The organism is Streptomyces sp. CRCS-T-1 (assembly GCF_024442335.1).
Taxonomy (GTDB): Bacteria; Actinomycetota; Actinomycetes; order Streptomycetales; family Streptomycetaceae; genus Streptomyces; species Streptomyces koelreuteriae.
Map to the genome: position 1 here is coordinate 5,185,549 of NZ_CP101651.1, position 21,869 is coordinate 5,207,417.

The window sequence follows — 21,869 nt, forward strand, 5'->3', positions numbered from 1 at the left end:
CCCCTCCCCACCGGGGGAGGGGCCCCTTCCGCAGGTACGGCTAGGCTCAGCGGCATGTCTCGAATCGACGGCCGCACCCCCCAGCAGCTCCGCCCGATCACCATCGAACGTGGCTGGAGCAAGCACGCCGAAGGCTCCGTCCTCGTCTCCTTCGGCGACACCAAGGTCTTCTGCACCGCCTCCGTCACCGAAGGCGTCCCGCGCTGGCGCAAGGGCAGCGGCGAAGGCTGGGTCACCGCCGAATACTCCATGCTGCCCCGCTCCACCAACACCCGCGGCGACCGCGAGTCCGTCAGGGGCCGCATCGGCGGCCGCACCCACGAGATCTCCCGCCTCATCGGGCGCTCGCTGCGCGCCGTCATCGACTACAAGGCACTCGGCGAGAACACCATCGTCCTCGACTGCGACGTCCTCCAGGCCGACGGCGGCACGCGCACGGCGGCCATCACCGGCGCCTACGTCGCCCTGGCCGACGCCGTCGCCTGGGCCCAGCGCAAGAAGCTCATCAAGGCCGGCCGCCAGCCCCTGACCGGCACGGTCTCCGCCGTCTCCGTCGGCATCGTCGGCGGCGTCCCCCTCCTCGACCTCTGCTACGAGGAGGACGTCAAGGCCGACACCGACATGAACGTCGTCTGCACCGGCGACGGCCGCTTCGTCGAGGTCCAGGGCACCGCCGAGGCCGAGCCCTTCGCCCGCGACGAACTCAACGCCCTGCTCGACCTCGCCGTCGCCGGCTGCACGGAACTCGCCGCCCATCAGCGCACCGCGCTTGATACCGTCCTCGAAAAGTAAAGGGCGCACCAAGACAGATGCTCGGCGCGGGCAACCGCGCCGAGCATGCTCGCGTCTGAAGAGGTACGGGCGCACGGCTCATCCCTGTGCGCTCGGCCAGCCGTACGGGCCGCCCGGCCCGACCGACGAGAGGGACCGTTCCATGGCCGCGAGCCGCCGACGCCGCACCGCAGCCGTCGCCGCCACCCTGGCGGCCGTCGCGCTGACCGCCGGACTCACCACCGGCTGCGCCGCCGTCGACAAGGCGCTGGACTGCGTCCAGACCGCCGACGCCATCGCCGACAGCGTCACGGAACTCCAGCAGGCCGTGGACAACGCCGCGGGCGACCCGACGCAGCTCGACGAGTCCCTCGACTCCATCGACAAGAACCTCGGCGAGATCGGCGACAAGACCGACAACACGGACGTCAACAAGGCCGTGGACGACCTCAACAAGGCCGTGGACAACGTCCGTACGTCGGTGAAGAACGGCGACGAGACGCCCGACATCAGCCCGGTCACGGACGCGGCGGGTGAACTGACGAAGGTCTGCACGCCGTAACGCTGCGCCGGCTGGGCAGGGCTTCTCGTCTGCGGGGTGCTGCCGGTGGTCGACCGCGGGTTCGTCGTGGTTGATCGCGCAGTTCCCCGCGCCCCTGTCGGGGCGATACTGGGGGCCATGACCCGCCTGATCCTCGCCACTCGTAACGCCGGAAAGATCACCGAACTCCGGGCGATCCTGGCCGAAGCCGGACTGCCCCATGAGCTCGTCGGTGCCGACGCCTACCCGGACATCCCCGACGTCAAGGAAACGGGCGTCACCTTCGCGGAGAACGCACTGTTGAAGGCCCACGCCCTGGCCCAGGCGACGGGCCTCCCCGCGGTCGCCGACGACTCGGGCCTGTGTGTCGACGTCCTGAACGGCTCCCCCGGCATCTTCTCCGCCCGCTGGTCCGGCCGCCACGGCGACGACAAGGCCAACCTGGACCTCCTCCTCGCCCAGCTCTCGGACATCGCCGACCCCCACCGCGCCGCCCACTTCGCCTGCGCGGCGGCCCTGGCCCTCCCTGACGGCACGGAGCGCGTGGTCGAGGGTCAGCTCCGGGGAGTGCTGCGCCACGAGCCGACCGGCACCGGCGGCTTCGGGTACGACCCGATCCTCCAGCCGGAGGGCGAGACCCGGACCTGTGCGGAACTGACCCCCGACGAGAAGAACGCGATCAGCCATCGGGGGAAGGCGTTTCGGGCGTTGGTGCCGGCGGTGCGGGAGTTGCTGGGCTGAGGACCAAGGGAGGGGCCGCCCGAGCAGGGCGGCCCCTCCGTGTGCGGCGGAAGGGATTCGAACCCTCAAGCCCGGTCAGGGGCCACAGGACCTAAACCTGCTGCGTCGCCGTTGCGCCACCGCCGCCAGCCGCCTGTCATCGTACCGGGAGCCGCTCGCCGGCTTCGGCGTCCCCATTGATGTGATCGACTGCCATGCCCGCCCCGCGGTAACTGTCCATCTCCGATGGACAGTTGGGTCAGAGGAGCCGGGCGGCTACCAGCAACTGAAAGCTCTTGCAAGGCGGGTCGGCCGAAATGCTTCGGTCACTGTCGTCGGAGGCGGTGCGGCAGGAGCTCTGGGTCGCCTGCCACGGTCGCTCCTCCGCGAGGATTCGCCCGCTCGTCGAGCAGGCCGTCGCCACCCGCGTGGCCTGGAGGTTCTTCGCGACCGCAGTGCCCGACCACCTGGATCACCGCCTCCGTGAAGGCCGTCCACACCCTGCACCTGGTCACCTCAGATCGGCGATCAGAGGCACAAGATTTTTACGTCACATTGACTTAAAGATCATCTGTTCGATAACTTCCACGCCTCGCCTGATGTGGACAGGCCTCACGGGGGGCCGCATCGGGTGGGAGATTCGGAGTTCCCGCATGTCGGGCAGATCCTCCAAGCGCGTATCCGCCGTGGTCGCGATGGCGTCAGCTTTCACCCTCGCGCTGTCCTCCGGTGCCTGGGCCAACTGGTCGGGCAGCATCAGCTCGTGGACGGACGGCGGCGGCAGCAACGGGAAGTCCCGCTACTGGGCGGACGAGAGCTACTCGGAGATCATCTTCAAGGGTTGCACCGTGCAGGGCGGTAGCAAGACCACCGGGGTCGAGCTGTGGGACTACGACGCCTTGTCGTCCAACGACTTCTACGGTGAGAAGACCTTCACCAACTGCTTCAAGGGCACGTCCTACGCGAGCCGGGGCGAGTACAACGGCCTGCCGCAGGAGTCGGACTACTTCTTCCAGCTCGACAACGTCGGCGGGGGAAGCAACGCGTGCTGCCTGCTGTGGGCGACCTACGCGGGAGTCGACACCACTCTCGCCGATTCCTGATCAGTGTTCTGCAGCGTGGTGCCTCGCCGTCGGCGAGGCACCACGCCCTTTTCGGACCGCTCCAGGAAGCCAAGAAGTGAAACCCCTCACACTCATCAGGTCCAGCAGCGCGCTGCGGGTCGCGCCTGTCGCCCTGCTTCTCGTGTTCGCCTACTACGCCACCGATCTCGGTGACGACCTCCGTATCGATCCGCTGGGCTACTCCGCCACCGTGGTCGATGCGGTGCTGCGCAACCTGCTGCCTGTGGCCTTCGCGGTTGCCTCGGGCCTCGCCGCCTGGGAGGCGCGGAAGCTGGGTGCCTCAGAAATCTGGAGGCTGGGGGCGGTGCGATCCCGCTACACCATCGCCGCCCAGCACCTGTCGCCCGTGGTCGCACTGGCCTGGTCGCTCCTCATCCTCCCGACGCTGTGCGCCCTCGTCCAAGAGCAGGTCGCGCCCGACGTGCCCGGCCTCACACTGCTGGCCTTCGCCCTGGTGCTCTGCGTCGCCCACGGCATCGTCGGATTCGCCGTCGGAGCCACCGTTCGGCACATCGCCGTAGTGCCGATCATCGCGGTCACCGACTTCCTGGCCGTCGGCTGGTCCACGGGACTGGAGACACCGTGGCCCCGGCACCTCACCGGCCTCTTCGCCGGAAAGATGATGTTCGGTGAACTGCCCACCGCCGCCGCCCTCGCGGCTCCCCTCCTGCTCGCCGTCGGCTCCGCCGTCGCCATGGCTCTGCTCTGGGCACCTGTTTCCCGCTGGCTGCGCGGAGCCGTCGCGGGAGCACTCGTCGTCGCCTGCGCGTTCGGATCGTTCTCCTTGGTCGGCGACTGGAGCTACATAGGCCCCCGGAGCACCGGGCATGGAGCGATCGCCTGTGCCGGACAGTCCCCCCGCATCTGTCTGCCCGAGGCGCGCGCCGAGCACATCTCCGCTCTCACCGAGGAAGCGGAGGCGACGCTGGAATCCCTGCGTCGAGCCGGTCTGCCCGCCGAGCCGACCTCCATCAAGGACACCTCTCTCAACCTCCGGTATCCCGAGCCGTCCACGAAGGACGACTGGACCGTCCCACTCGGGGTCGGCGAGGCGACGGGCACCATCCGCTACCAGGTCGCCCGCGAAGTGGTGCGTTTCGAATGCGCACCTCCGGCCACCGGCCCCGCCCGCCTCGTGTACTACTGGGTGTCCTCCAAAGTCGGGCAGACGGACACCTACTTGAGACGGCTCAGCTCCGAACCCGATTTCACCCCTCAGGAACGCAGCCGTATCCAGGACGGGGTGGCGAAGGTCCTGCGGTTGAGCGAGGCCCAGCAAATGGACTGGTACGAGACGACCGTGGCGGAGGCGTGCCAGGAAGACGGGACGACAACGTGATGTGGTGGCTGCGTGCCCGCCGCGCCCACACCCGGCTGCCCCTGGGTTTCCTGATGTTCGTGCTTCTGGCGGCCACTGTTCAGGACACCCCCCTCTTCCTGCCCTCCATCTGGTCCGGCGGCTCCGAGCTCGTGCAGGCCGCCACGCTCGTCCCGCTCGTGCTGACCTCGGTCCTCTTCGACTGTCTGCACACCCGGCTGGACGCCGCCGAGACCACCGGAGTCCGACCCGTCAGGTTCTTCGACGTCCTGCTCGCGCTCGGCGTGGTGGCACTCGCAAGTGCCGTGGGTGAACTGATCGCCATGATCACCGGGGCCGCATCGGCCGAGACACTGGGCCGCAACACGGCCTTCCTCGCCGGCCTCACCCTGCTGTGCGGGGCTCTCTTCGGGAGATCCGCAATCCTCGTTCCCGCACTGTGGCCGCTACTCGGCGTGCTCTTCGGCATGAGAGCGCCCGGCGACGCCTACCCGTGGACCGTACTCCTCGAACCGCCTGACACCTGGTACGCCTCCACGGGAGCCCTCTTGATGCTCACCGTCGGCGTCGGTGCCCACCTCCTTCCGCCGAACCGCTTCGCACGGAGAGCCGCATGACGCTTGTTCTCGATTCCTGCACCTTCGCCTACGGCCGACGGCGGGCTGCCGTGCTGAAGGACTTCACCTACCGCCTTCCGGACGGACTGACCATCCTGCTCGGACCGAACGGGGCCGGAAAGTCCACGATGCTGCAGCTGGCCGCTGCCGTCACCACGCCCCAGCGGGGAACCGTGACGTGGGACGGGCTCGACGCGAAGAGCAAGGACTACCGGCGGACGGTGGCCTGGATGCCGCAGAACATCACACCCCTGCCCTCGCTCACGGCACGCGAGTACGTCGCTTATGTCGGCTGGCTGAAGGGGATGAGCAAGGGCGATGCCTGGGCCAACGCTCCGCGAGCGCTGGCCCGCGTCGAGATGACGGAGCACGCCGACACCCGCACCGGTCGGCTCTCGGGCGGCCAGCTGAGGCGCGTGGGTGTCGCCTGTGCCCTGGTCCACGACGCACGGGTGCTTCTCCTGGACGAACCCACGGCCGGAATGGACCCACGTCAGCGACGGGTCTTCCGCGATCTCCTCGCGTCGGTCAAGGGCGAGGTTCGCATCCTGCTGTCCACGCACGACGTGACCGACCTCGCCGAAGAGGCCGATCACGTGTCCGTCCTGGTGGGCGGACGTCTCGTGCAGAGCGGTTCAACCAGTGAGTTCCTCGCCCACACTCCGCCGGGTACGGCGCAGGGCCGGGCTGCCGAAGGGGCTTATACGACCTTGCTCGAGTCGGCCTGACCCGCTCGGTCTCCGATGCGGGCCGAGATCATCTCGGTCCGCATCGGTCGTTCCGCGCCCCGCTCGACAGGATCAGATCCCCAGATCCTTGATGATCTTGGCTACGTGGCCCGTCGCGCGGACGTTGTACAGGGCGTGTTCGACCTTGCCCTCCTCGTCGACGACGATCGTGGAGCGGATGACGCCCATGTAGGTCTTGCCGTAGTTCTTCTTCTCGCCGAAGGCGGCGTACGAGTCCAGGACCTTCTTGTCCGGGTCGGCGAGGAGGGTGACCTTCAGGGATTCCTTGTCGCGGAACTTGGCCAGCTTCTCGGGCTGGTCGGGGGAGATGCCGATGACGTCGTAGCCCGCGCCCGTCAGCAGCTCCAGGTTGTCCGTGAAGTCGCAGGCCTGCTTGGTGCAGCCGGGGGTGAGGGCGGCCGGGTAGAAGTACACGATGACCTTGCGGCCCTTGTGGTCCGCCAGGGACACCTCGGTGCCGTCGGCGTCGGGCAGGGTGAAGGCGGGGGCCACGTCCCCCGGCTGAAGTCGCTCGCTCATCGGGCCAGCCTAACCGGGGGTCGGAAGAGTGCTATGAGCCGTGGAGCTGACAGACTGTCCGGCACAGGCTTTATACCGACTTCGGAGGCGACACGGTGGCGGACACGGCGGACACCAGGACCCCGGCGCAGATCGAGGCGGACATCAGGCGCCGCCGCGAGACCCTGGCCGAGACCCTCGACGAGATCGGGGTGCGCGTGCACCCGAAGACGATCGTCGGGGACGCCAAGGCCAAGGTCGCGTCCAATATCGATCACACCCTCGGACGGGCGTACGTGGGGGTCAACCGGGCCGTCACCGATGTGCGCGCCCGGTTCGTGGGCGAGGACGGGGCGCCGCGCCTGGAGCGGGTCGTCCCGGTCGCCCTCGTGGTGGTCGGTGTGGTCGGCCTGCTCGCCCTCGGCACGCGGCGGCGCAAGGGCTGACCCGACTGCGTACGTTCGCGGCGAAGACAGGTAGGTTTCAAGGCGTGAGCGCCAACAGGAACGAGCACAGCACCCACCCGGACAAGCTGCCCATCCGGATGCTGCACGACCGCGTACTCGTGCGGCAGGACACCAGCGAGGGCGAGCGGCGCTCCGGCGGCGGCATCCTGATTCCCGCCACGGCGGCGGTCGGCCGGCGGCTGGCCTGGGCCGAGGTCGTCGCGGTGGGGCAGAACGTGCGGACCGTGGAGCCGGGCGACCGGGTTCTGTTCGACCCGGAGGACCGTGCCGAGGTCGAGGTGCGGGGCATCGCGTACGTGCTCATGCGCGAGCGTGATCTGCACGCCGTGGCCGCGGACCGGTTCGAGGGCTCGGAGGACTCGACGGGCCTCTACCTGTAGGTCCAGAAGCAGAATCAGACGCAGAGAAGGGGTCGGTGACCGTTGTCACCGGCCCCTTTGCCGTGGGTTTGCTACGTTGGAGGGACCCCGACGAGACGCGCCGTACCGGGACCAAGGCAAAGACGACGCACCTACACCGTCAGCCTGTCTCCCGGAGGTGCCCGTCATGGCCTGGGTTCTGCTCGTCGTCGCCGGTCTGCTCGAAGTCGGGTGGTCGATCGGTATGAAGTACACCGACGGCTTCACCCGCCCGTTCCCCAGCGTTCTCACCGGCGCCGGAATCGTCGTCAGCATGCTGCTGCTGTCCCAGGCCGCCAAGACCCTGCCCATCGGTACCGCCTACGGCGTGTGGGTGGGGATCGGCGCGGCCGGGGCGGCGGTGGTCGGTATGGCCGTGCTGGGGGAGCCCGCCACCGCCGCCCGGATCTTCTTCGTGTGCCTGCTGCTGGTCGCCGTGGTGGGGCTGAAGGCGACCTCAGGTCACTGACCCGACCTATTCGCGGCGCGCGCCCTGCGGGGCGAAGCCCCAGCCGGGCGCGGTCGGAGCGCCGCCCGTGCCGCCGTCGGCGGTGCCGCCGCCTTCCGTGGTGCCGCCGTCGGCCGCGCCGCCGGTGCCCGCCGTGGTTCCGCCGTCGCCGGTTCCGCCGTCCGCGGTGCCGCCGCCGGTCGGGGACTCGCCCCCGGTGCTGCCGTCGGTGGTGCCGCCGTCGGTCTGGGTCTCGGGCGCGCTCGGGGTCTGGCTGGGCTCCTGGGTGCCGGTCTCCCCGCCGGTGGTCGTGCCGCCCTCGTCGGCGGTGCCGCCCGTGGTCGGGTCGACGGGAACCTCGGGGCTGGGGGCCTCGGTGACGTCGGAGCCCGGCTGGAGCCTGAGGTCGAAGTCGGTGACCGGCTTGCCCTTGAGGGCGTCCTGGGTGAACTGCGTCCAGATCTCCGCGGGCGCCCCGCCGCCGTTGACGCGGGGCAGGCCCATCGCGCCGTACAGCGACTTGTGCGCGGCGGTGACCGGGTCCTGGCCCATGACGGAGACGACCGTGGCGAGCTCGGGGGTGTAGCCGGCGAACCAGGCCGCGGTGTCCTCCTCGGCGGTGCCGGTCTTGCCGGCGACGGGGCGGCCCGCGGCCTGTGCGGCGGAGGCCGTGCCGTTCTGGACGACGCTCTGCAGCATCGAGGTCGTGGTGTCGGCGGCCTCGCGGCTCACGGCCTGCTCGGTGCGCCGCTCGGGCAGCTCGATGGGCGTGCCCTCCTTCATGACCTTGTCGACCATCGTGTACGTGCCGTGCTTGCCGTGGTTGGCGAGCGTGGCGTACGACTCGGCCATCTCGAGGACGCTGGCGGTGGCCGTGCCGAGTGCGATGGCGGGGCCGTCGGCGAGGTCCGGGGTGGTCTCGGGGACGCCGAGATCGATCGCGGTCTGCTTGACCTTCTGGGGGCCGACGTCGGCGGCCATCTGCGCGTACACCGAGTTCACGGAGCTGTCGGTGGCCTCGGTGACGGTGATGGGACCGTAGGAGTGCTGGTCCTCGTTCTCGGGGGCGTACGGGTCGCCGGTCCAGCCCTGGACCGTTCGCTTGTTGGTGCCGTCGTAGATCGTGTTCGGGGTGATCACGCGGCCGTCCTGGGTCCGCGAGCCGTTCTCGACGGCCGAGGTGAACACGAAGGGCTTGAAGGTGGAGCCGACCTGGAAGTCCCTGCGGGTGGCGTTGGGGGTGTACTGCTTGACGTAGTCGACGCCGTTGTACATCGCGACGACCTTGCCGGTCTTGGGGTCGACGGCGGCGCCGCCCGCGCGTACGTAGGTGTCGACCTTGTTGTTCTTCTTGTCCAGCTTGGACATGAGCTTGTCGTTGACGGCCTTCACGAAGGCGTCCTGCCGGCCCTTCTGCAGGGTGGTGGTGATGCGGTAGCCGCCGGCGTCGAGCTTGTCCTCGTCGATGATGTTGTTCTGGGTGAGGTAGTCCTTGACGATCCGGACGATGTAGCCGCGCTGCCCGGACATGCCGGTGGAGAGGGTGGACTCCTTCGGCATGGGGAACTTCATGCCGGCCCGCTTCGACTCGCTGAGCCAGCCCTTCTTGACCATGCCGTCGAGGACGTAGTTCCAGCGGGACTCGGCGGCCTTGCGGTTCTCGGGGTGGGCGACGACGTCGTACTGGCTGGGGGCGTTGACGAGCGCGGCGAGGTAGGCGGCGCGGGCCGGGTCGAGGTCGGTGGCGTCCATGCCGTAGTAGGCCTGGGCGGCGGCCTGGATGCCGTAGGCGTTGCGGCCGAAGTAGCTGGTGTTGAGGTAGCCCTCGAGGATGTGGTCCTTGCTCTGCTCGCGGTCCAGCTTGATGGAGATGAAGAATTCCTTGGCCTTGCGCGTGACGGTCTGTTCCTGGCGCAGGTAGTAGTTCTTCACGTACTGCTGGGTGATCGTGGAGCCGGACTGCTTGCCCTTGCCGAGGGCGGTGTTCCAGGCGGCGCGGACCATGGCCTTGGGGTCGACGGCGGACTCGGTGTAGAAGTCGCGGTCCTCTGCGGCCAGGATCGCGTGCTGGGCGTCCTTGGAGATCTGCGCGAGGGTGACGTTCTCCCGGTTGATCTCGCCGTCGCGGGCGATCACCGAGCCGTCGGCGTAGAGGTAGACGTTGGCCTGCTTGGTGGCGAGCGCGTTGGCCGGCGGGATCTGGACCAGGGAGTAGCCCAGGAAGAAGCCGCCGATCAGCAGCATGACGACGATGATGAAGCCGCCGAGCGTCATCCGCCAGGTCGGGATCACCCGCCGCCACCCGGTCCGCTTCCGCTTCCCACCGGCCTTGGCCTGCGGCCCGCCGTCCGGGTCACTGACCGCCGCCATCTGCGCCGTCCCCGGCCCGTCCCCGGCCTGGCTGTCCATCCGGCCCTGTGCCGCGCCGGGGGCGCCGCCGCCTGTCCGGCCTCGTGCGGAGCCGGTGGCGCCGACGGCCCGGATCTGTACGGTGCCGGGGTCGTTGTCGGCCTGGGGACGCGGGGTGCCCCGGTCGTCGTCGGCCTTGCCCATGGGCGTGCCTTGGGCGTGGCCGCTCCGGCCCTGTGCCGCGCCGGGGGCGCCGCCGCCTGTCCGGCCTCGTGCGGTGCCGGGGGCGCCGACGGCCCGGATCTGTACGGTGCCGGGGTCGTTGTCGGCCTGGGGGCGCGGGGTGCCCCGGTCGTCGTCCGCCTTGCCCATGGGCGTGCCTTGGGCGTGGCCGCTCCGGCCCTGTGCCGCGCCGGGGGCGCCGCCGCCTGTCCGGCCTCGTGCGGTGCCGGGGGCGCCGACGGCCCGGATCTGTACGGTGCCGGGGTCGTTGTCGGCCTGGGGACGCGGGGTGCCCCGGTCATCGTCGGCCTTGGCCCGGGGCGTGCCCTGAGCGGAGTCCGCCCGGGCCGGGGTCGTGCCCCGGTCGGCTTCCGTCCGGCCCTGTGCCGCGCCCGAGGCACCGCCTGTCCGGCCCTGTGCCGTGCCCGGGGCGCCGCCTGTCCGGCCCTGTGCCGCGCCCCGCTCGCCGTCCTTCCCCGTCCGGCCCCGTGCCGTACCCGACGCACCGACGGCCCGGATCTCCACCGTGCCCGGGTCGTTGTCGGCCTGGGGGCGTGACGCGCTCCGGTCGTCGTCGGCCTTGGCCCGGGGCGTGCCCTGGCCGGAGTCCGCCCGGGCCGGTGTCGTGTCCTGGCCGCCGGAGTCCGTCCGACCCGATGCCGCACCCCGGTCGGAGTCCGTCCGACCCGAAGGCCTGCCCTGGGCGCCGCCCCCCGTCGCCCGAGGCTCACCCTGAGCGCTGTCCCCCTCGGCCCGTGCAGGCCCCGGTTCGCCGTCCCCCGTGGCGCGGGCCGTGCCGCGCTCGCCGTCCGTACGGGGGCGTGCCGTGCCCGGGGCGTCGTCAGCCCGGTCCCGTGGCGTGCCCGGGGTGCCGTCCGGCTGCGGCTCTCTCGGTGCCCGCCCCGATTGCGGCTGCTGCGGCTGAGGCTCGTCACTCATGTCGTGCACGGACTCCTGTTTCGCGTCGTACGTCGTTCCCGTACGTCTCTGCTCGCTCTTGCGCCCCTGTGATGAAGACTGTCCCATCCGGCGATCAGTTCCCTGATCGAGGGCCGTGTCGCGAGCCGTGTGGTGAGGCGGGCGGCGTGCGGGCGAACGCCCAGACGGACGCAGGGGCAACTGAGCTGTCCTGCACGCCTGTTCGCATCGCGATCTTGCCTGCGCGAGATTCGCCTGAAGGGGGACTCGACCGAAGATGCGACTGCTCGCACGCTCCGCTCTGGCCGGCACCGCCGCCACGCTGCTCGCCCTGGCCACGGGCGCCTCTGCCCACGCGGACGGAACGGATCGTACCGTCTGGGCCGGTGCCGACTGGAACGTCACGCCCCACGCGGACTCGGGCGGCAAGGCCCACATCCAGACGTACGGCGAGGTCTTCACCCTCACCGACCTGGCCAAGGACGGTCACTCGACGATCGGGATCATCTCGATCGGCGGCGAGGACAACACGTATTACTACTGGAACCGTGACGGCGTGGACACGACCCGCACGCTCGACCTCGACATCAAGGAGGGCACGCCGATCACCATCAAGGCGTGTATCGGCGACTGGAAGGCACGCGAAAACCCGTGGCACGCCCGATCCCCGGCCCACTAGGCTCCTGCGCTTCGGTGTCCGGCGGCGAGGAGGGCAGTGGTGGCGGGCTCGGGGCGGTTGTACGCGGCCGTCGCGGCGGGCGGCTTCAGGCGGTACGCGACCTATCGGGCGGCCACGGTGGCCGGGGTGTTCACCAATACCGTCTTCGGCGTCATCCTCGTGTACACGTATCTGGCGCTGTGGGACGAGAAACCGCATCTCGGAGGGTACGACCAGGCCCAGGCCGTGACGTACGTCTGGCTGGGGCAGTGCCTCTACGCGACCCTGGCGATCCAGGGCGGGGGCGCCGAGAAGGACCTGATGGAGCGCATCCGCACCGGTGAGATCGCCGTCGACCTCTACCGGCCGGCCGACCTCCAGCTGTGGTGGCTGGCCGGCGACGTGGGGCGGGCGCTGTTCCAGATGCTGGGGCGGGGCGTGATCCCGTTCGCGTTCGGCGCGGTCTTCTTCCCCATGGCCCTGCCGACGTCGGTCACCCCCTGGCTGGCCTTCACGGTCACGCTCCTGCTGGCGACGGTGGTCAGCTTCGCGATCCGCTACCTCGTGGCCCTGAGCGTGTTCTGGCTGATGGACGGCATGGGCGTCAACCAGGTCCTGATGGTCACGGGGATCTTCTTCTCGGGCATGGTGCTGCCGCTGAACGCCTTCCCCGGGATGCTCGGCGAGGTCGTGCGGGTGCTGCCGTGGGCGGCGCAGATCCAGATGCCGGCGGATGTGCTGATGGGGGAGACCGACCCGCTGCGGGCGTTCGCCTTCCAGGCGGCGTGGGCGGTGGCGCTGCTGGCGGCGGGACGGCTGCTGCAGTCGGCCGCGACCCGCCGGGTGGTGGTCCAGGGTGGGTGAGCGCGGTGCCGTGGCCGAGGGGCTGCGGGCCTATCGGCTGATCGCCGGGATGTGGATCCGGTCCAGCATGACCTACCGCACCTCCTTCGTCGTCACGGTGCTCGGCAACCTCACGGTGACCGGCCTGGACTTCGTGGGGATCCTGCTGATGTTCTCGCAGGTCGACTCCCTCGGCGGCTGGTCCCTGCCCGAGGTCGCCTTCCTCTACGGGCTGTCGGTGACGGCGTTCGGGATCGCCGACCTGCTGCTCGGCTCGATGGACGTCCTGGGCGCCCGGATGCGCGACGGGTCGTTCGACACGCTGCTGGTGCGGCCCGCGCCGGTGCTCGCCCAGGTCGGAGCCGACCGCTTCGCGCTGCGCCGCCTCGGCCGGATCACCCAGGGCGCCGTGGTGCTGTGCTGGGCGCTGCTCTCGGTGGACATCGACTGGAGTGCGGCGAAGGTGCTGCTGGTGCCGGTGATGGTGATCAGCGGCGCGGCGATCTTCTCGGCGGTGTTCGTGGCGGGCGCGGCCTTCCAGATCTTCGCGCAGGACGCCGCCGAGGTGCAGAACGCGTTCACGTACGGCGGGACCACGCTGCTGCAGTATCCGCCGAGCGTGTTCGGTAAGGACCTGGTGCGCGGTGTGACCTTCATGGTGCCGCTCGCCTTCGTCAACTGGGTCCCGGCCGCCTATGTGCTGGGGCGGCCGTACCCCATCGGCCTGCCGTCCTGGGCGGCGTTCGCCTCGCCCCTGGTGGCGGTGGCCTGCTGTGCGCTGGCGGGGGCGGCGTGGCGGACGGGGCTTCGTTCGTACCGGAGTACAGGGAGCTGAAGTGACCGAGACGGACCGCGCCTTCATCGAACTCGACGGTGTCGAGAAGGTCTTCGACGTACGCAAGAAGACCGGCTTCATGAAGCGGGAGCGGCGGCAGGTCCGGGCCGTCGACTCGATCTCCTTCCGGGTGGAACGCGGCGAGATGGTCGGCTACATCGGCCCGAACGGCGCCGGTAAGTCGACCACGATCAAGATGCTGACCGGCATCCTCACCCCGAGCGCCGGCCGGCTGCGGGTAGCGGGCATCGATCCTTCCCGCGAACGCACGCGCCTCGCGCACCGCATCGGTGTGGTGTTCGGGCAGCGGACGACGCTGTGGTGGGACCTGCCGCTGGTCGACTCCTACCGGCTGATGCACCGTATGTACCGGATCCCGGACGCCCGTTACCGCGAGAACCTCGACCGTCTGGTCGAACTCCTCGACCTGGCCGACCTGCTGGACGTGCCGGTACGTCAGCTCTCCCTGGGCCAGCGGATGCGCGGCGACATCGCGGCGGCCCTGCTGCACGACCCGGAGGTGCTGTACCTCGACGAGCCGACCATCGGTCTCGACGTCGTCTCCAAGTCCAAGGTGCGGGAGTTCCTGCGGGAGATGAACGCCGAGCGCGGCACGACGGTGCTGCTCACCACGCACGACCTGCAGGACATCGAGCAGCTCTGCAAACGGGTGATGGTCATCGACCACGGGCGCATGATGTACGACGGTCCGCTCGCCGGGCTGCACGAGGCGGGGGAGGGCGAGCGGACGCTGGTGGTGGACTTCGAGCGGGAACTGCCCCCGATCGACGCCCCGGCACCCGCCCGGGTCGTCCGGGTGGACGGGCCGCGGCAGTGGCTGGCGTTCCCGGCGGCGGAGTCGGCGGCGCCGCTGGTGGCGCGGATCGCGGCGGAGTACCCGCTGGTCGACCTGTCGGTGCGGGAGCCGGACATCGAGGCAGTGATCGCGAAAATGTACGAAGAGCGCGCGACCGCATAGTGCCCGGGACCGGTAACTCGTAGGCTGCTGTACATGACCGACGACGCAGTCCCGGACCTCCGAGCCTCCGACGCCGACCGTGAACGGGTCGCCGGCATCCTGCGGGACGCTGTGGCCGAGGGACGTCTCGACATGACGGAGTTCGAGGAGCGGCTGGACGCGACGTACCAGGCGCGGACGTACGGGGAACTCGTGCCGATCACCCGGGACCTGCCGGGCGCGGGCGTCGCTGTGCCCGCCGTGTCGCTGAGCAAGGAGCCCGCCACGGGGTCCGACTGGCCCGGGCGGATCGTCGGCGGCGAGGGCTCCTCGACCTGGGCCGTCGCCGTGATGTCCGGCTTCCAGCGCAAGGGGCACTGGACGATGCCCCGGCGGTTCACCTGTCTGGCCTTCTGGGGCGGCGGGGAGATCGATCTGCGCGAGGCGAACTTCGCGGAGCGCGAGGTCGAGGTCAACGCGATCGCGATCATGGGCGGGGTGGATGTCATCGTGCCGCCCGGCGTCGAGGTCGTGGTGCGCGGCGTCGGGATCATGGGCGGTTTCGACCACCAGGAGGACGGCGTACCCGGGGAGCCGGGGGCGCCGCGCGTGATCGTGACCGGGTTCGCCCTCTGGGGCGGCGTCGGGGTCCAGCGGAAGGTGACCCGGGCGGAGAAGCAGCGGCTCAAGGAGGAGCGGCGGCGGGAGAAGCTGGAGCGGCGGAGCAACGGCGAGTACTGAGCGTCGTCGGCCAGTACTCGGCGTCGTCCTCCTACAGCTCGGCCGGTGCGGACCCCTTCAGGGTCTCCAGGTCGAACTCCTCGGCCATCCGCGCGTACCCCTTGTCGCTGGGGTGCAGATGGTCGCCCGAGTCGTAGTCGGCGCGCAGCCGGCGCGGGTCGTAGGGGTCGCGCAGTGCCTTGTCGAAGTCGGCCACCGCGTCGTAGACCCGGCCCGCCCGGATCTCGGCGTTGATCTGCTGCCGGACCGACTCCCGCTGGTCCGTGTAGCCGCGGTGCCCGTAGAACGGCATCAGGGTCGCGCCGACGACCTTCATGCCGCGGGCGTGAGCCTGGCCCACCATCGTGCGCAGGCCGTCGAGTATCGCGTTCGGGTCGGCGAGCCGCGGGTTGCGCAGGATGTCGTTGACGCCGAGGTCGATGACGACGACCTTGGCGTTCGTGCGCTCCAGCACGTCCCGGCCGAAGCGGTTGAGCCCGCTGGGGTTGTCGGCCGGGCGGCCCAGCCCGTCCGTGAGGACCCGGTTGCCGCTGATGCCCTGGTTGACGACGCTGTAGCGGGGCAGGTCCCGCCCGGCGGCGATCTCCGTGCGCAGCCGCTCGGACAGCACGTCGGTCCACCGGTTGTTGGCGCCCAGGGTGGACGTGATGCCGTCGGTGAGGGAGTCGCCGAGGACGACGACCGTGCCGTCGGACTCGTTGCTCAGCACGTCCAGCGCCGTCACATAGCGCCAGTACGTGCTCCGCTCGGTGTACGGCGTGCCCGTGGTGTCCTGGGCCTGGTCGCCCTGCGCGACGTAGGACGTCTGCCGGGCGTGCGGGTGGTACGTCACCGGGCCGGAGCTGGTCGGTGTGTACGTGGTGATCAGGACGTCGGCGTCGGACGGGATGACGACGCGCACGACGTCGCTCATCACCTGCCGGCCGGGCGGGATGACCACCGTGGGGCCGCCGTTGAAGGTGAGCGGGCGCAGGGTGTCCGAGAGCGCGGCCGGCGTACCGCTGCCGGCGGCGACCGCGATCGAGGCGCGCGTGATGCTCAGCGGCGACTGGCCGTAGAGATTGGACAGCGTCACGCGGGCACTCGTACCGCCGACGCTGGTGTGGACGACATTGCGTACCGAACGGTCCGCCATGCCGGTCGCCTCGGTGCCGGGCTCGGCGCCCGCCGGTGAGGTCGACCAGGTGCCCACCCAGGTGCCGGTCGAGGCGGGGGCGGCGGAATTGTTCGGAAGACGGCCGTCTGCCCGGGTGTTCCGGGTCTGCGTGCCGTCGTCGGTCGCCACTCCGACATATATGGCGGCGGAAAGGGCCACAACCGCTGCGACGATCGCCGCGAGCAGGGCGTAACCACGACCCCGGGTCATGCTGTGCAGTTCTCCTCAGGCGATGGGAGCCCAAGGCTCCGATCTGATGTGCCCATGATGCGTCATGGGCAGGGGGAAGCTGACAGGACCCCTGGCATTAACCCCCTTCCGACAGACGCCGGGAACTCCTGTTCCGTTCCAGTAGTCGGTCAGGAAGGGACAATGTGTGCGGGATCACCGAGCGGGTGGAGCGGATGGAACGGATGAAAGTGGAAGAAAAGGGCGGCGTCGAGGGGCAGCATGCCCGCCCCGGCCCCGCCGTGAACCGTGCGATGACGAGCTTCAGCCCGGCGGACGAGGAGAAACAGCGCGGCGTACGCCGGATGAAACTCACCGCCACCGGTCTCCTGCTGTTCGTGGCCGTGGTCTACATCCTGGCCAAGTGGGCCCAGAACTCCGGCGCCGGCCCCTGGGCGGGCTATGTCGCCGCCGCCTCCGAGGCCGGCATGGTCGGCGCGCTCGCCGACTGGTTCGCCGTCACCGCCCTCTTCCGCCACCCCCTCGGCATCCCCATCCCGCACACCGCGATCATCCCCACCAAGAAGGACCAGCTCGGCGTCTCCCTCGGCGAGTTCGTCGGCGAGAACTTCCTCTCCGAGGGCGTCGTACGGCAGCGGCTGCGCGCCGTCGGCATCGGCAGCCGCCTCGGCGCCTGGCTCGCCGTCCCCGAGCACGCCGACCGGGTCACGGCGGAGCTCTCCACCGCCCTGCGCGGCGCCCTGACCGTCCTGCGCGACTCCGATGTCCAGGCCGTCGTCGGCGAGGCCATCACCCGGCGCGCCAACGCCCAGGAGATCGGGCCCGGCATCGGCAAGATGCTGGAGAAGGTCGTCGCCGACGGCGGCCACAAACGCGTCGTCGACCTCGTCGTCACCCGCGCGCACGACTGGCTGGTCCTGCACAGCGACTCCGTGATGGACGCCGTGCAGGGCGGCGCCCCCGGCTGGACCCCGAAGTTCGTCGACAAGAAGGTCGGCGAGCGCGTCTACAAGGAGCTGCTGCGCTTCGTCACCGAGATGCGCGACATGCCCGCCCACCCCGCGCGCGGCGCCCTCGACCGCTTCCTCACCGACTTCGCCTCCGATCTCCAGTCCGACACCGAGACCCGCGCCCGCGTCGAGCGGCTCAAGGGCGAGGTGCTGGGCCGCGGCGAGGTCCAGGACCTCATCGCCAGCGCCTGGACGGCCGTACGATCCATGATCGTCGCCGCGGCGGAGGACGAGCGCAGCGAGCTGCGGCTGCGCGTCCGGTCCTCGCTGCTGTCGCTCGGCTCCCGGATGGCGGCCGAGCGCAAGGTGCAGGACAAGGTCGACAAGTGGGTGGAGGACGCGGCCGTCTACGTCGTCACCACCTACCGCAAGGAGATCACCTCCCTGATCACGGACACCGTGGCGAGCTGGGACGCCGAGCACACCACACGCAAGATCGAGGCGAACATCGGCCGCGACCTCCAGTTCATCCGGATCAACGGCACGGTGGTGGGATCGCTGGCGGGGCTGCTGATCTATACGGTGTCGCACGCGCTGGGGGCGTAGGGCGCAGGGCTGTGGGTGGGGCGCCCCGGGTGCGACGGGTTCGGTCCGGGGCGTCCTGCTTCGGGCGTAAGAAGGCCCGGTCAGGGCACTCGAACCGGGTTCCGCTCGATGAGGAGGGGGCCCATGGGCACTGCGCAGGCCGGGACCGGCCGAACCATCACCACCGACATCCCCGCCCGCCTCGACCGCCTCCCGTGGTCGCACTGGCACTGGACGATCGTGTTCGGCCTCGGCACCGTGTGGATCCTCGACGGCCTCGAAGTCACCGTCGTCGGCAACATCGCCAGCCGCCTGTCGGAGCCCGACAGCGGCCTGCCCATCACCTCCGGCCAGGTCACCGGCATGGCGGCCGCCCTGTATGTGGCCGGAGCCTGCATCGGCGCCCTGTTCTGGGGCCGCCTCACCGACAAATGGGGCCGCAAGAAGCTCTTCATGATCACCCTGGCGGTGTATCTGGGGGCGACGGCGCTGACCGCCATCTCCTTCGACACCTGGTGGTTCTTCCTCTTCCGCTTCCTCACCGGCTTCGGCATCGGCGGCGAGTACGCGGCCATCAACTCCGCGATCGACGAGCTGATCCCCAAGGAGTACCGGGGCCGCACCGACCTGATGATCAACGGCAGCTTCTGGCTGGGCGCGGTCGGAGGTTCCCTGCTGTCGATCGTCGCGCTGGACACCGACATCTTCGCGGCGAACGTCGGCTGGCGCCTGACCTTCGCGCTCGGCGCGGTCCTGGCCCTGGTGATCCTGCTGGTCCGCCGGCACGTCCCGGAGAGCCCCCGCTGGCTGCTGATCCACGGCCGCGACGACGAGGCGGAACGCATCGTCTCCTCCATCGAACGCACCATCGAAGAAGAACGGGGTGAGCCGCTCCCGGCCCCCGAGGGCGAGATCACCATCCACCAGCGCCGCAGCGTCTCCTTCCTGGAGATCGGCCGCACCGTCTTGTCCGACTACCGCCGCCGCGCGATCCTCGGCTTCGCCCTCTTCATCGGCCAGGCCTTCCTCTACAACGCGATCACCTTCGGCTTCGGCGCGATCCTCACGACGTTCTTCGACGTCCCGAGCGGCAACACCGGCTACTACTTCGCCGTCATCGCACTCGGCAACTTCTTCGGCCCGCTGCTCCTCGGCAAACTCTTCGACACGGTCGGCCGCCGGATCATGATCTCCGGCACCTACCTGCTCTCCGGCCTGCTCCTCTTCGGCACGGCCTGGCTCTTCGACCAGGGCTCCCTCAGCGCGAGCACCATGACGGCCTGCTGGTGCGCGGTCCTCTTCTTCGCCTCGGCGGGAGCCTCCAGCGCCTACCTGACGGTGTCCGAGGTCTTCCCGATGGAGACCCGCGCCATGTCCATCGCCTTCTTCTACGCCATCGGCACAGCCGCCGGCGGCATCAGCGGCCCCCTCCTCTTCGCCGACCTCACAGCCACCGGCAAGGTCGCCGACACAGCCCTCGCCTTCCAGATCGGGGCGGCGCTGATGTGCCTGGCGGGGCTGGCGGCGGCGATCCTCGCGGTGAAGGCGGAGCGGCGGTCCTTGGAGGACATCGCGAAGCCGCTGACGGCTGCGGCGGCGGAGAAGTCGTAGCGGGCGTGGGTGCCGGGGCTGCGAGCGGCGGTTCGCGGGGCTGCGGGCTTGGGGTACCGCCCTGGCTGGGGCCCGCCGCACTGCCGCCTTGGCTGCGGGCTCGCCCAACTGCCCTAGCTGCGGGCATGCGTGCCGCTAGGGGCGGCACGGGTGGGCGCAGCGGCACCCCGCCGCGCCGGGCTGCGCGCCCACCCGCGCCTCAGCCTCAACCCGCAGCACCCCCGCAACGCACCAGCACCTACTTGGCCCCACCCCGCCGCCGAAGCATCAGCACCCCACCCCCCACAGCCGCAACACCGGCCGCCGCAACCCACCCGACCCCACTCCCGCCCCCGGTGGCAGCGAGGTCACGTTCCCCACCGTGGGACACAGCGGCACCTGCCGCCCCCTGCGGTCGGTCCCCACCGGCCCCACCGGACGCCGCCGGACTCGGACGCGCCCCCGTAGACCCGTCGTCCGCCCGCCCCCGCGTAAACGCCAACGTCCCGAACCCAAGCTGGTCGAACCCCCCACTGTTGGGCCCGTAATCCCCACCCCCACCCTCCGGCGCAGCCTTCGCCGCAGCCCGTGTCACATACGACGCCGACAACCCCCGCCGCTTGGTGTAGTGCTGGGCGATCATCGCCCAGATGGGCCGGGTCATCCCCGGATCCACCGCCGCCGCGTCGGATGCCGTCTCACTCCCCGACCACCCCCCGATCGCCCCCTTCCTCCGCGTGTTGGCCGTATACGGAACATCACCCCCGAGGCTCCACTTGGCCACATACTCCGCGCCCTTGAGGAACCGGCTGTCGTCGTAGCCGTACAGATCGATGCCCTGGTTCCACGCCATCTCGCACACCGTGCCCATCAGCCCGACCCCGAGCAGCGCATGCCCCTGATCGCGCCCGGCCTCGACCCACTCCGCGAGCCCGTCCTCGTGCACGACGGGAATGGCATGCCGAACCGACCCCATCCCGTCCCCGTGCTTGAAGTACTCCACGGCCCGCCCGACCGCCGCCCGGTCGTCGCAGAAGATCCCGGTCGCGAGCACACAGGCGAGGGCCGTCAGATCCCAGTTGGGCCAGTAGTTGGTGACGACCGCGTTGTTGTGATGCCTCAGGAAGTCGTCACTGAGCGGAAAGAAGACATCCGACAGCAGCTCCTGAGCCCGCCCGAGCTCGAAGTCGTCGCGGTCACGCACGAGTTCCGCCGCGTTGGCGAACTGATACCCGTACAACCCCGCCGCCAGAAACCGATCGGCCGAGCCCTGGATCGACGTCAGCTTCCCCGACCAGGCGTTCAGGATCGCCACGGCGGTCTCGGCATGCGCCTCCTCGCCGCTGACGTGGTACCGCAGGGCGTTCTGGTAGGCGGCATGGATGTCGTTGTAGAGGGCCGCGTAGTTCTGGGGCGACCCCGCCCCGCGATACACCGTCGCCTGCGGATCGGCCCGCCAGTCGCTCTGCGCGTGCCGGTTGGCGGTGAGCTTGGCGAACCCGGCCGCGTAGGGCCTCGCGCCCGCCTTCACCTTCGCCGCCATACGGTCCAGGTCGGCCCGCGTGTGCAGCAACCCCGGGTGGGCGAAGGGGGCGTCGGCGGCGGAGGCCGGGGCCGCGAGGGCGACCGTACCGATTCCGATACCGGCGCCCGCCGCACCCGCTGCTTTCAACATGCTCCGGCGGCTGATCTGTCGTGTCACGTCGTCGTACCTCAGCGTCGTAAGTCGCGTGCCTGTGGGGGACGCTGAGGAGACGGCGGGTGGTGACGGCGATAACAAAAACTGCGGTACAGTTGATCTGCATCCGGCCGCCGGAACTCCGGCCGAAGGATCGTGCGTTGGTGGTCCAAGGAAAGACGCCCCGCTTCCTGCGGGGAAATGCAGGTGCAAGGCCTGCCCGGCGCTCCACAACAAGAACCCGGCCCTGGGATTCAGGGCCGGGTTCTTTGCTGTGCGCGCGACCTCACCGGACTACCGGCGAGTAAGTAGCTTTCGGACAAACTTTGGCTGAGGTTCGTCGGAGTCTGCACGCTTTCTTTACGTGTCTCACACATGTGAGTCCCTGCTGTGAGCTCGACATTTGCACCTGCCGCGCCGCGCAAACGACTTCCCGCTGGACGTCCGGGCGCCGCGGGCAGCGCTTGCCGTGCCCGGCTGACCTGTGGCTAAGTTGGCCGCCGCGTATGCAGCGTGAGGGGCTTGAACCACCCCTGTGGTCGCGCG

21 protein-coding genes, 1 tRNA gene and 1 riboswitch are annotated in these 21,869 nt (G+C 70.1%); of the genes, 17 read left to right on the forward strand and 5 right to left on the reverse strand.

What is annotated here, in order from left to right:
• Positions 1-54: 54 nt before the first annotated feature.
• The 3 genes from rph to rdgB all read left to right on the forward strand — a co-directional run bounded on the left by rph (position 55) and on the right by rdgB (position 2,053).
• Positions 55-792 carry a ribonuclease PH gene (gene rph, locus NNW99_RS23540; protein ID WP_215121113.1) on the forward strand — a complete coding sequence of 246 codons (738 nt, stop codon included), beginning with the start codon at positions 55-57 and terminating at the stop codon, positions 790-792.
• A gap of 142 nt (positions 793-934) precedes the next feature.
• A complete protein-coding gene (locus NNW99_RS23545) occupies positions 935-1,333 on the forward strand; it encodes a hypothetical protein (RefSeq protein ID WP_215121114.1) in 399 nt (132 codons plus the stop codon).
• 117 nt (positions 1,334-1,450) lie between these two features.
• Positions 1,451-2,053, forward strand: coding sequence for an RdgB/HAM1 family non-canonical purine NTP pyrophosphatase (rdgB, locus tag NNW99_RS23550; protein WP_215121115.1), 603 nt, complete (start codon positions 1,451-1,453; stop codon positions 2,051-2,053).
• A gap of 42 nt (positions 2,054-2,095) precedes the next feature.
• Here rdgB and NNW99_RS23555 read toward each other — a convergent pair.
• Positions 2,096-2,179, reverse strand: a tRNA-Leu gene (locus tag NNW99_RS23555).
• A 506-nt stretch (positions 2,180-2,685) separates the two neighbouring features.
• On the opposite strand from NNW99_RS23555, the gene NNW99_RS23560 reads away from it, so the two are divergent.
• From NNW99_RS23560 to NNW99_RS23575, 4 genes are all read left to right on the forward strand, one after another.
• The gene (locus NNW99_RS23560; protein WP_251057913.1) at positions 2,686-3,135 is read left to right on the forward strand and encodes a hypothetical protein; all 450 of its coding nucleotides are present in this window, start codon (positions 2,686-2,688) and stop codon (positions 3,133-3,135) included.
• A 76-nt stretch (positions 3,136-3,211) separates the two neighbouring features.
• Entirely contained in the window at positions 3,212-4,495 is a 1,284-nt protein-coding gene (locus NNW99_RS23565; protein WP_251057914.1) for a hypothetical protein, read from the forward strand.
• Positions 4,468-5,091, forward strand: a complete 624-nt coding sequence (locus NNW99_RS23570; protein WP_251057915.1) for a hypothetical protein — start codon at positions 4,468-4,470, stop codon at positions 5,089-5,091. Before NNW99_RS23565 ends, NNW99_RS23570 begins: the two co-directional genes overlap by 28 nt.
• Positions 5,088-5,819, forward strand: a complete 732-nt coding sequence (locus tag NNW99_RS23575; RefSeq protein WP_003990540.1) for an ATP-binding cassette domain-containing protein — start codon at positions 5,088-5,090, stop codon at positions 5,817-5,819. Before NNW99_RS23570 ends, NNW99_RS23575 begins: the two co-directional genes overlap by 4 nt.
• Positions 5,820-5,891: 72 nt before the next feature.
• On the opposite strand, the gene bcp is transcribed toward NNW99_RS23575, so the two are convergent.
• Complete coding sequence (bcp, locus tag NNW99_RS23580; protein ID WP_215121116.1) at positions 5,892-6,359, reverse strand: thioredoxin-dependent thiol peroxidase; 468 nt, start codon at positions 6,357-6,359, stop codon at positions 5,892-5,894.
• Between the two features lie 95 nt (positions 6,360-6,454).
• Between bcp and NNW99_RS23585 the strand changes: the two genes are divergently transcribed.
• The 3 genes from NNW99_RS23585 to NNW99_RS23595 all read left to right on the forward strand — a co-directional run bounded on the left by NNW99_RS23585 (position 6,455) and on the right by NNW99_RS23595 (position 7,672).
• The gene (locus tag NNW99_RS23585) at positions 6,455-6,784 is read left to right on the forward strand and encodes a DUF3618 domain-containing protein (RefSeq protein ID WP_215121117.1); all 330 of its coding nucleotides are present in this window, start codon (positions 6,455-6,457) and stop codon (positions 6,782-6,784) included.
• Positions 6,785-6,828: 44 nt separating this feature from the next.
• Positions 6,829-7,185: a co-chaperone GroES gene (locus NNW99_RS23590; RefSeq protein ID WP_094052261.1), complete on the forward strand. Its 357-nt coding sequence runs from the start codon at positions 6,829-6,831 to the stop codon at positions 7,183-7,185.
• A 65-nt stretch (positions 7,186-7,250) separates the two neighbouring features.
• A riboswitch (guanidine-III (ykkC-III) riboswitch) is annotated at positions 7,251-7,317 on the forward strand.
• 34 nt (positions 7,318-7,351) lie between these two features.
• Complete coding sequence (locus tag NNW99_RS23595; protein WP_215121118.1) at positions 7,352-7,672, forward strand: multidrug efflux SMR transporter; 321 nt, start codon at positions 7,352-7,354, stop codon at positions 7,670-7,672.
• Between the two features lie 6 nt (positions 7,673-7,678).
• Here NNW99_RS23595 and NNW99_RS23600 read toward each other — a convergent pair whose 3' ends face one another.
• Entirely contained in the window at positions 7,679-11,161 is a 3,483-nt protein-coding gene (locus NNW99_RS23600; protein ID WP_370869156.1) for a transglycosylase domain-containing protein, read from the reverse strand.
• A gap of 256 nt (positions 11,162-11,417) precedes the next feature.
• Between NNW99_RS23600 and NNW99_RS23605 the strand changes: the two genes are divergently transcribed.
• The 5 genes from NNW99_RS23605 to NNW99_RS23625 are packed head-to-tail and all read left to right on the forward strand — an operon-like array spanning position 11,418 to position 15,175.
• The gene (locus tag NNW99_RS23605; RefSeq protein ID WP_215121119.1) at positions 11,418-11,819 is read left to right on the forward strand and encodes a hypothetical protein; all 402 of its coding nucleotides are present in this window, start codon (positions 11,418-11,420) and stop codon (positions 11,817-11,819) included.
• A gap of 57 nt (positions 11,820-11,876) precedes the next feature.
• Positions 11,877-12,662: an ABC-2 family transporter protein gene (locus NNW99_RS23610; RefSeq protein ID WP_215124428.1), complete on the forward strand. Its 786-nt coding sequence runs from the start codon at positions 11,877-11,879 to the stop codon at positions 12,660-12,662.
• A 49-nt stretch (positions 12,663-12,711) separates the two neighbouring features.
• Entirely contained in the window at positions 12,712-13,476 is a 765-nt protein-coding gene (locus NNW99_RS23615) for an ABC transporter permease (RefSeq protein WP_370869208.1), read from the forward strand.
• A 1-nt stretch (position 13,477) separates the two neighbouring features.
• Complete coding sequence (locus tag NNW99_RS23620; RefSeq protein WP_215121121.1) at positions 13,478-14,455, forward strand: ATP-binding cassette domain-containing protein; 978 nt, start codon at positions 13,478-13,480, stop codon at positions 14,453-14,455.
• Between the two features lie 33 nt (positions 14,456-14,488).
• Positions 14,489-15,175: a DUF1707 domain-containing protein gene (locus tag NNW99_RS23625; RefSeq protein ID WP_215121122.1), complete on the forward strand. Its 687-nt coding sequence runs from the start codon at positions 14,489-14,491 to the stop codon at positions 15,173-15,175.
• Between the two features lie 31 nt (positions 15,176-15,206).
• On the opposite strand, the gene NNW99_RS23630 is transcribed toward NNW99_RS23625, so the two are convergent.
• Positions 15,207-16,541, reverse strand: a complete 1,335-nt coding sequence (locus NNW99_RS23630; RefSeq protein ID WP_215121123.1) for an SGNH/GDSL hydrolase family protein — start codon at positions 16,539-16,541, stop codon at positions 15,207-15,209.
• A 194-nt stretch (positions 16,542-16,735) separates the two neighbouring features.
• Here NNW99_RS23630 and NNW99_RS23635 point away from each other — a divergent pair, with 194 nt between their 5' ends.
• The gene (locus tag NNW99_RS23635; protein ID WP_251057916.1) at positions 16,736-18,076 is read left to right on the forward strand and encodes a DUF445 domain-containing protein; all 1,341 of its coding nucleotides are present in this window, start codon (positions 16,736-16,738) and stop codon (positions 18,074-18,076) included.
• Positions 18,077-18,199: 123 nt separating this feature from the next.
• On the forward strand, positions 18,200-19,666 hold the full coding sequence (locus tag NNW99_RS23640; protein WP_215121125.1) for an MFS transporter: 1,467 nt from the start codon (positions 18,200-18,202) through the stop codon (positions 19,664-19,666).
• Positions 19,667-19,904: 238 nt separating this feature from the next.
• Here NNW99_RS23640 and NNW99_RS23645 read toward each other — a convergent pair whose 3' ends face one another.
• Positions 19,905-21,320 carry an alginate lyase family protein gene (locus tag NNW99_RS23645; RefSeq protein WP_215124429.1) on the reverse strand — a complete coding sequence of 472 codons (1,416 nt, stop codon included), beginning with the start codon at positions 21,318-21,320 and terminating at the stop codon, positions 19,905-19,907.
• Between the last annotated feature and the right edge of the window lie 549 nt (positions 21,321-21,869).

Bases quoted from the DNA above. Each gene is read 5' to 3' on its own strand.
- rph (WP_215121113.1), top strand. From the start codon at position 55: ATGTCTCGAATCGACGGCCGCACCCCCCAGCAGCTCCGCCCGATCACC.
- NNW99_RS23545 (WP_215121114.1), top strand. From the start codon at position 935: ATGGCCGCGAGCCGCCGACGCCGCACCGCAGCCGTCGCCGCCACCCTG.
- rdgB (WP_215121115.1), top strand. From the start codon at position 1,451: ATGACCCGCCTGATCCTCGCCACTCGTAACGCCGGAAAGATCACCGAA.
- NNW99_RS23560 (WP_251057913.1), top strand. From the start codon at position 2,686: ATGTCGGGCAGATCCTCCAAGCGCGTATCCGCCGTGGTCGCGATGGCG.
- NNW99_RS23575 (WP_003990540.1), top strand. From the start codon at position 5,088: ATGACGCTTGTTCTCGATTCCTGCACCTTCGCCTACGGCCGACGGCGG.
- bcp (WP_215121116.1), bottom strand. From the start codon at position 6,359: ATGAGCGAGCGACTTCAGCCGGGGGACGTGGCCCCCGCCTTCACCCTG.
- NNW99_RS23595 (WP_215121118.1), top strand. From the start codon at position 7,352: ATGGCCTGGGTTCTGCTCGTCGTCGCCGGTCTGCTCGAAGTCGGGTGG.
- NNW99_RS23600 (WP_370869156.1), bottom strand. From the start codon at position 11,161: ATGAGTGACGAGCCTCAGCCGCAGCAGCCGCAATCGGGGCGGGCACCG.
- NNW99_RS23605 (WP_215121119.1), top strand. From the start codon at position 11,418: ATGCGACTGCTCGCACGCTCCGCTCTGGCCGGCACCGCCGCCACGCTG.
- NNW99_RS23615 (WP_370869208.1), top strand. From the start codon at position 12,712: ATGTGGATCCGGTCCAGCATGACCTACCGCACCTCCTTCGTCGTCACG.
- NNW99_RS23625 (WP_215121122.1), top strand. From the start codon at position 14,489: ATGACCGACGACGCAGTCCCGGACCTCCGAGCCTCCGACGCCGACCGT.
- NNW99_RS23630 (WP_215121123.1), bottom strand. From the start codon at position 16,541: ATGACCCGGGGTCGTGGTTACGCCCTGCTCGCGGCGATCGTCGCAGCG.
- NNW99_RS23635 (WP_251057916.1), top strand. From the start codon at position 16,736: ATGGAACGGATGAAAGTGGAAGAAAAGGGCGGCGTCGAGGGGCAGCAT.
- NNW99_RS23640 (WP_215121125.1), top strand. From the start codon at position 18,200: ATGGGCACTGCGCAGGCCGGGACCGGCCGAACCATCACCACCGACATC.
- NNW99_RS23645 (WP_215124429.1), bottom strand. From the start codon at position 21,320: ATGTTGAAAGCAGCGGGTGCGGCGGGCGCCGGTATCGGAATCGGTACG.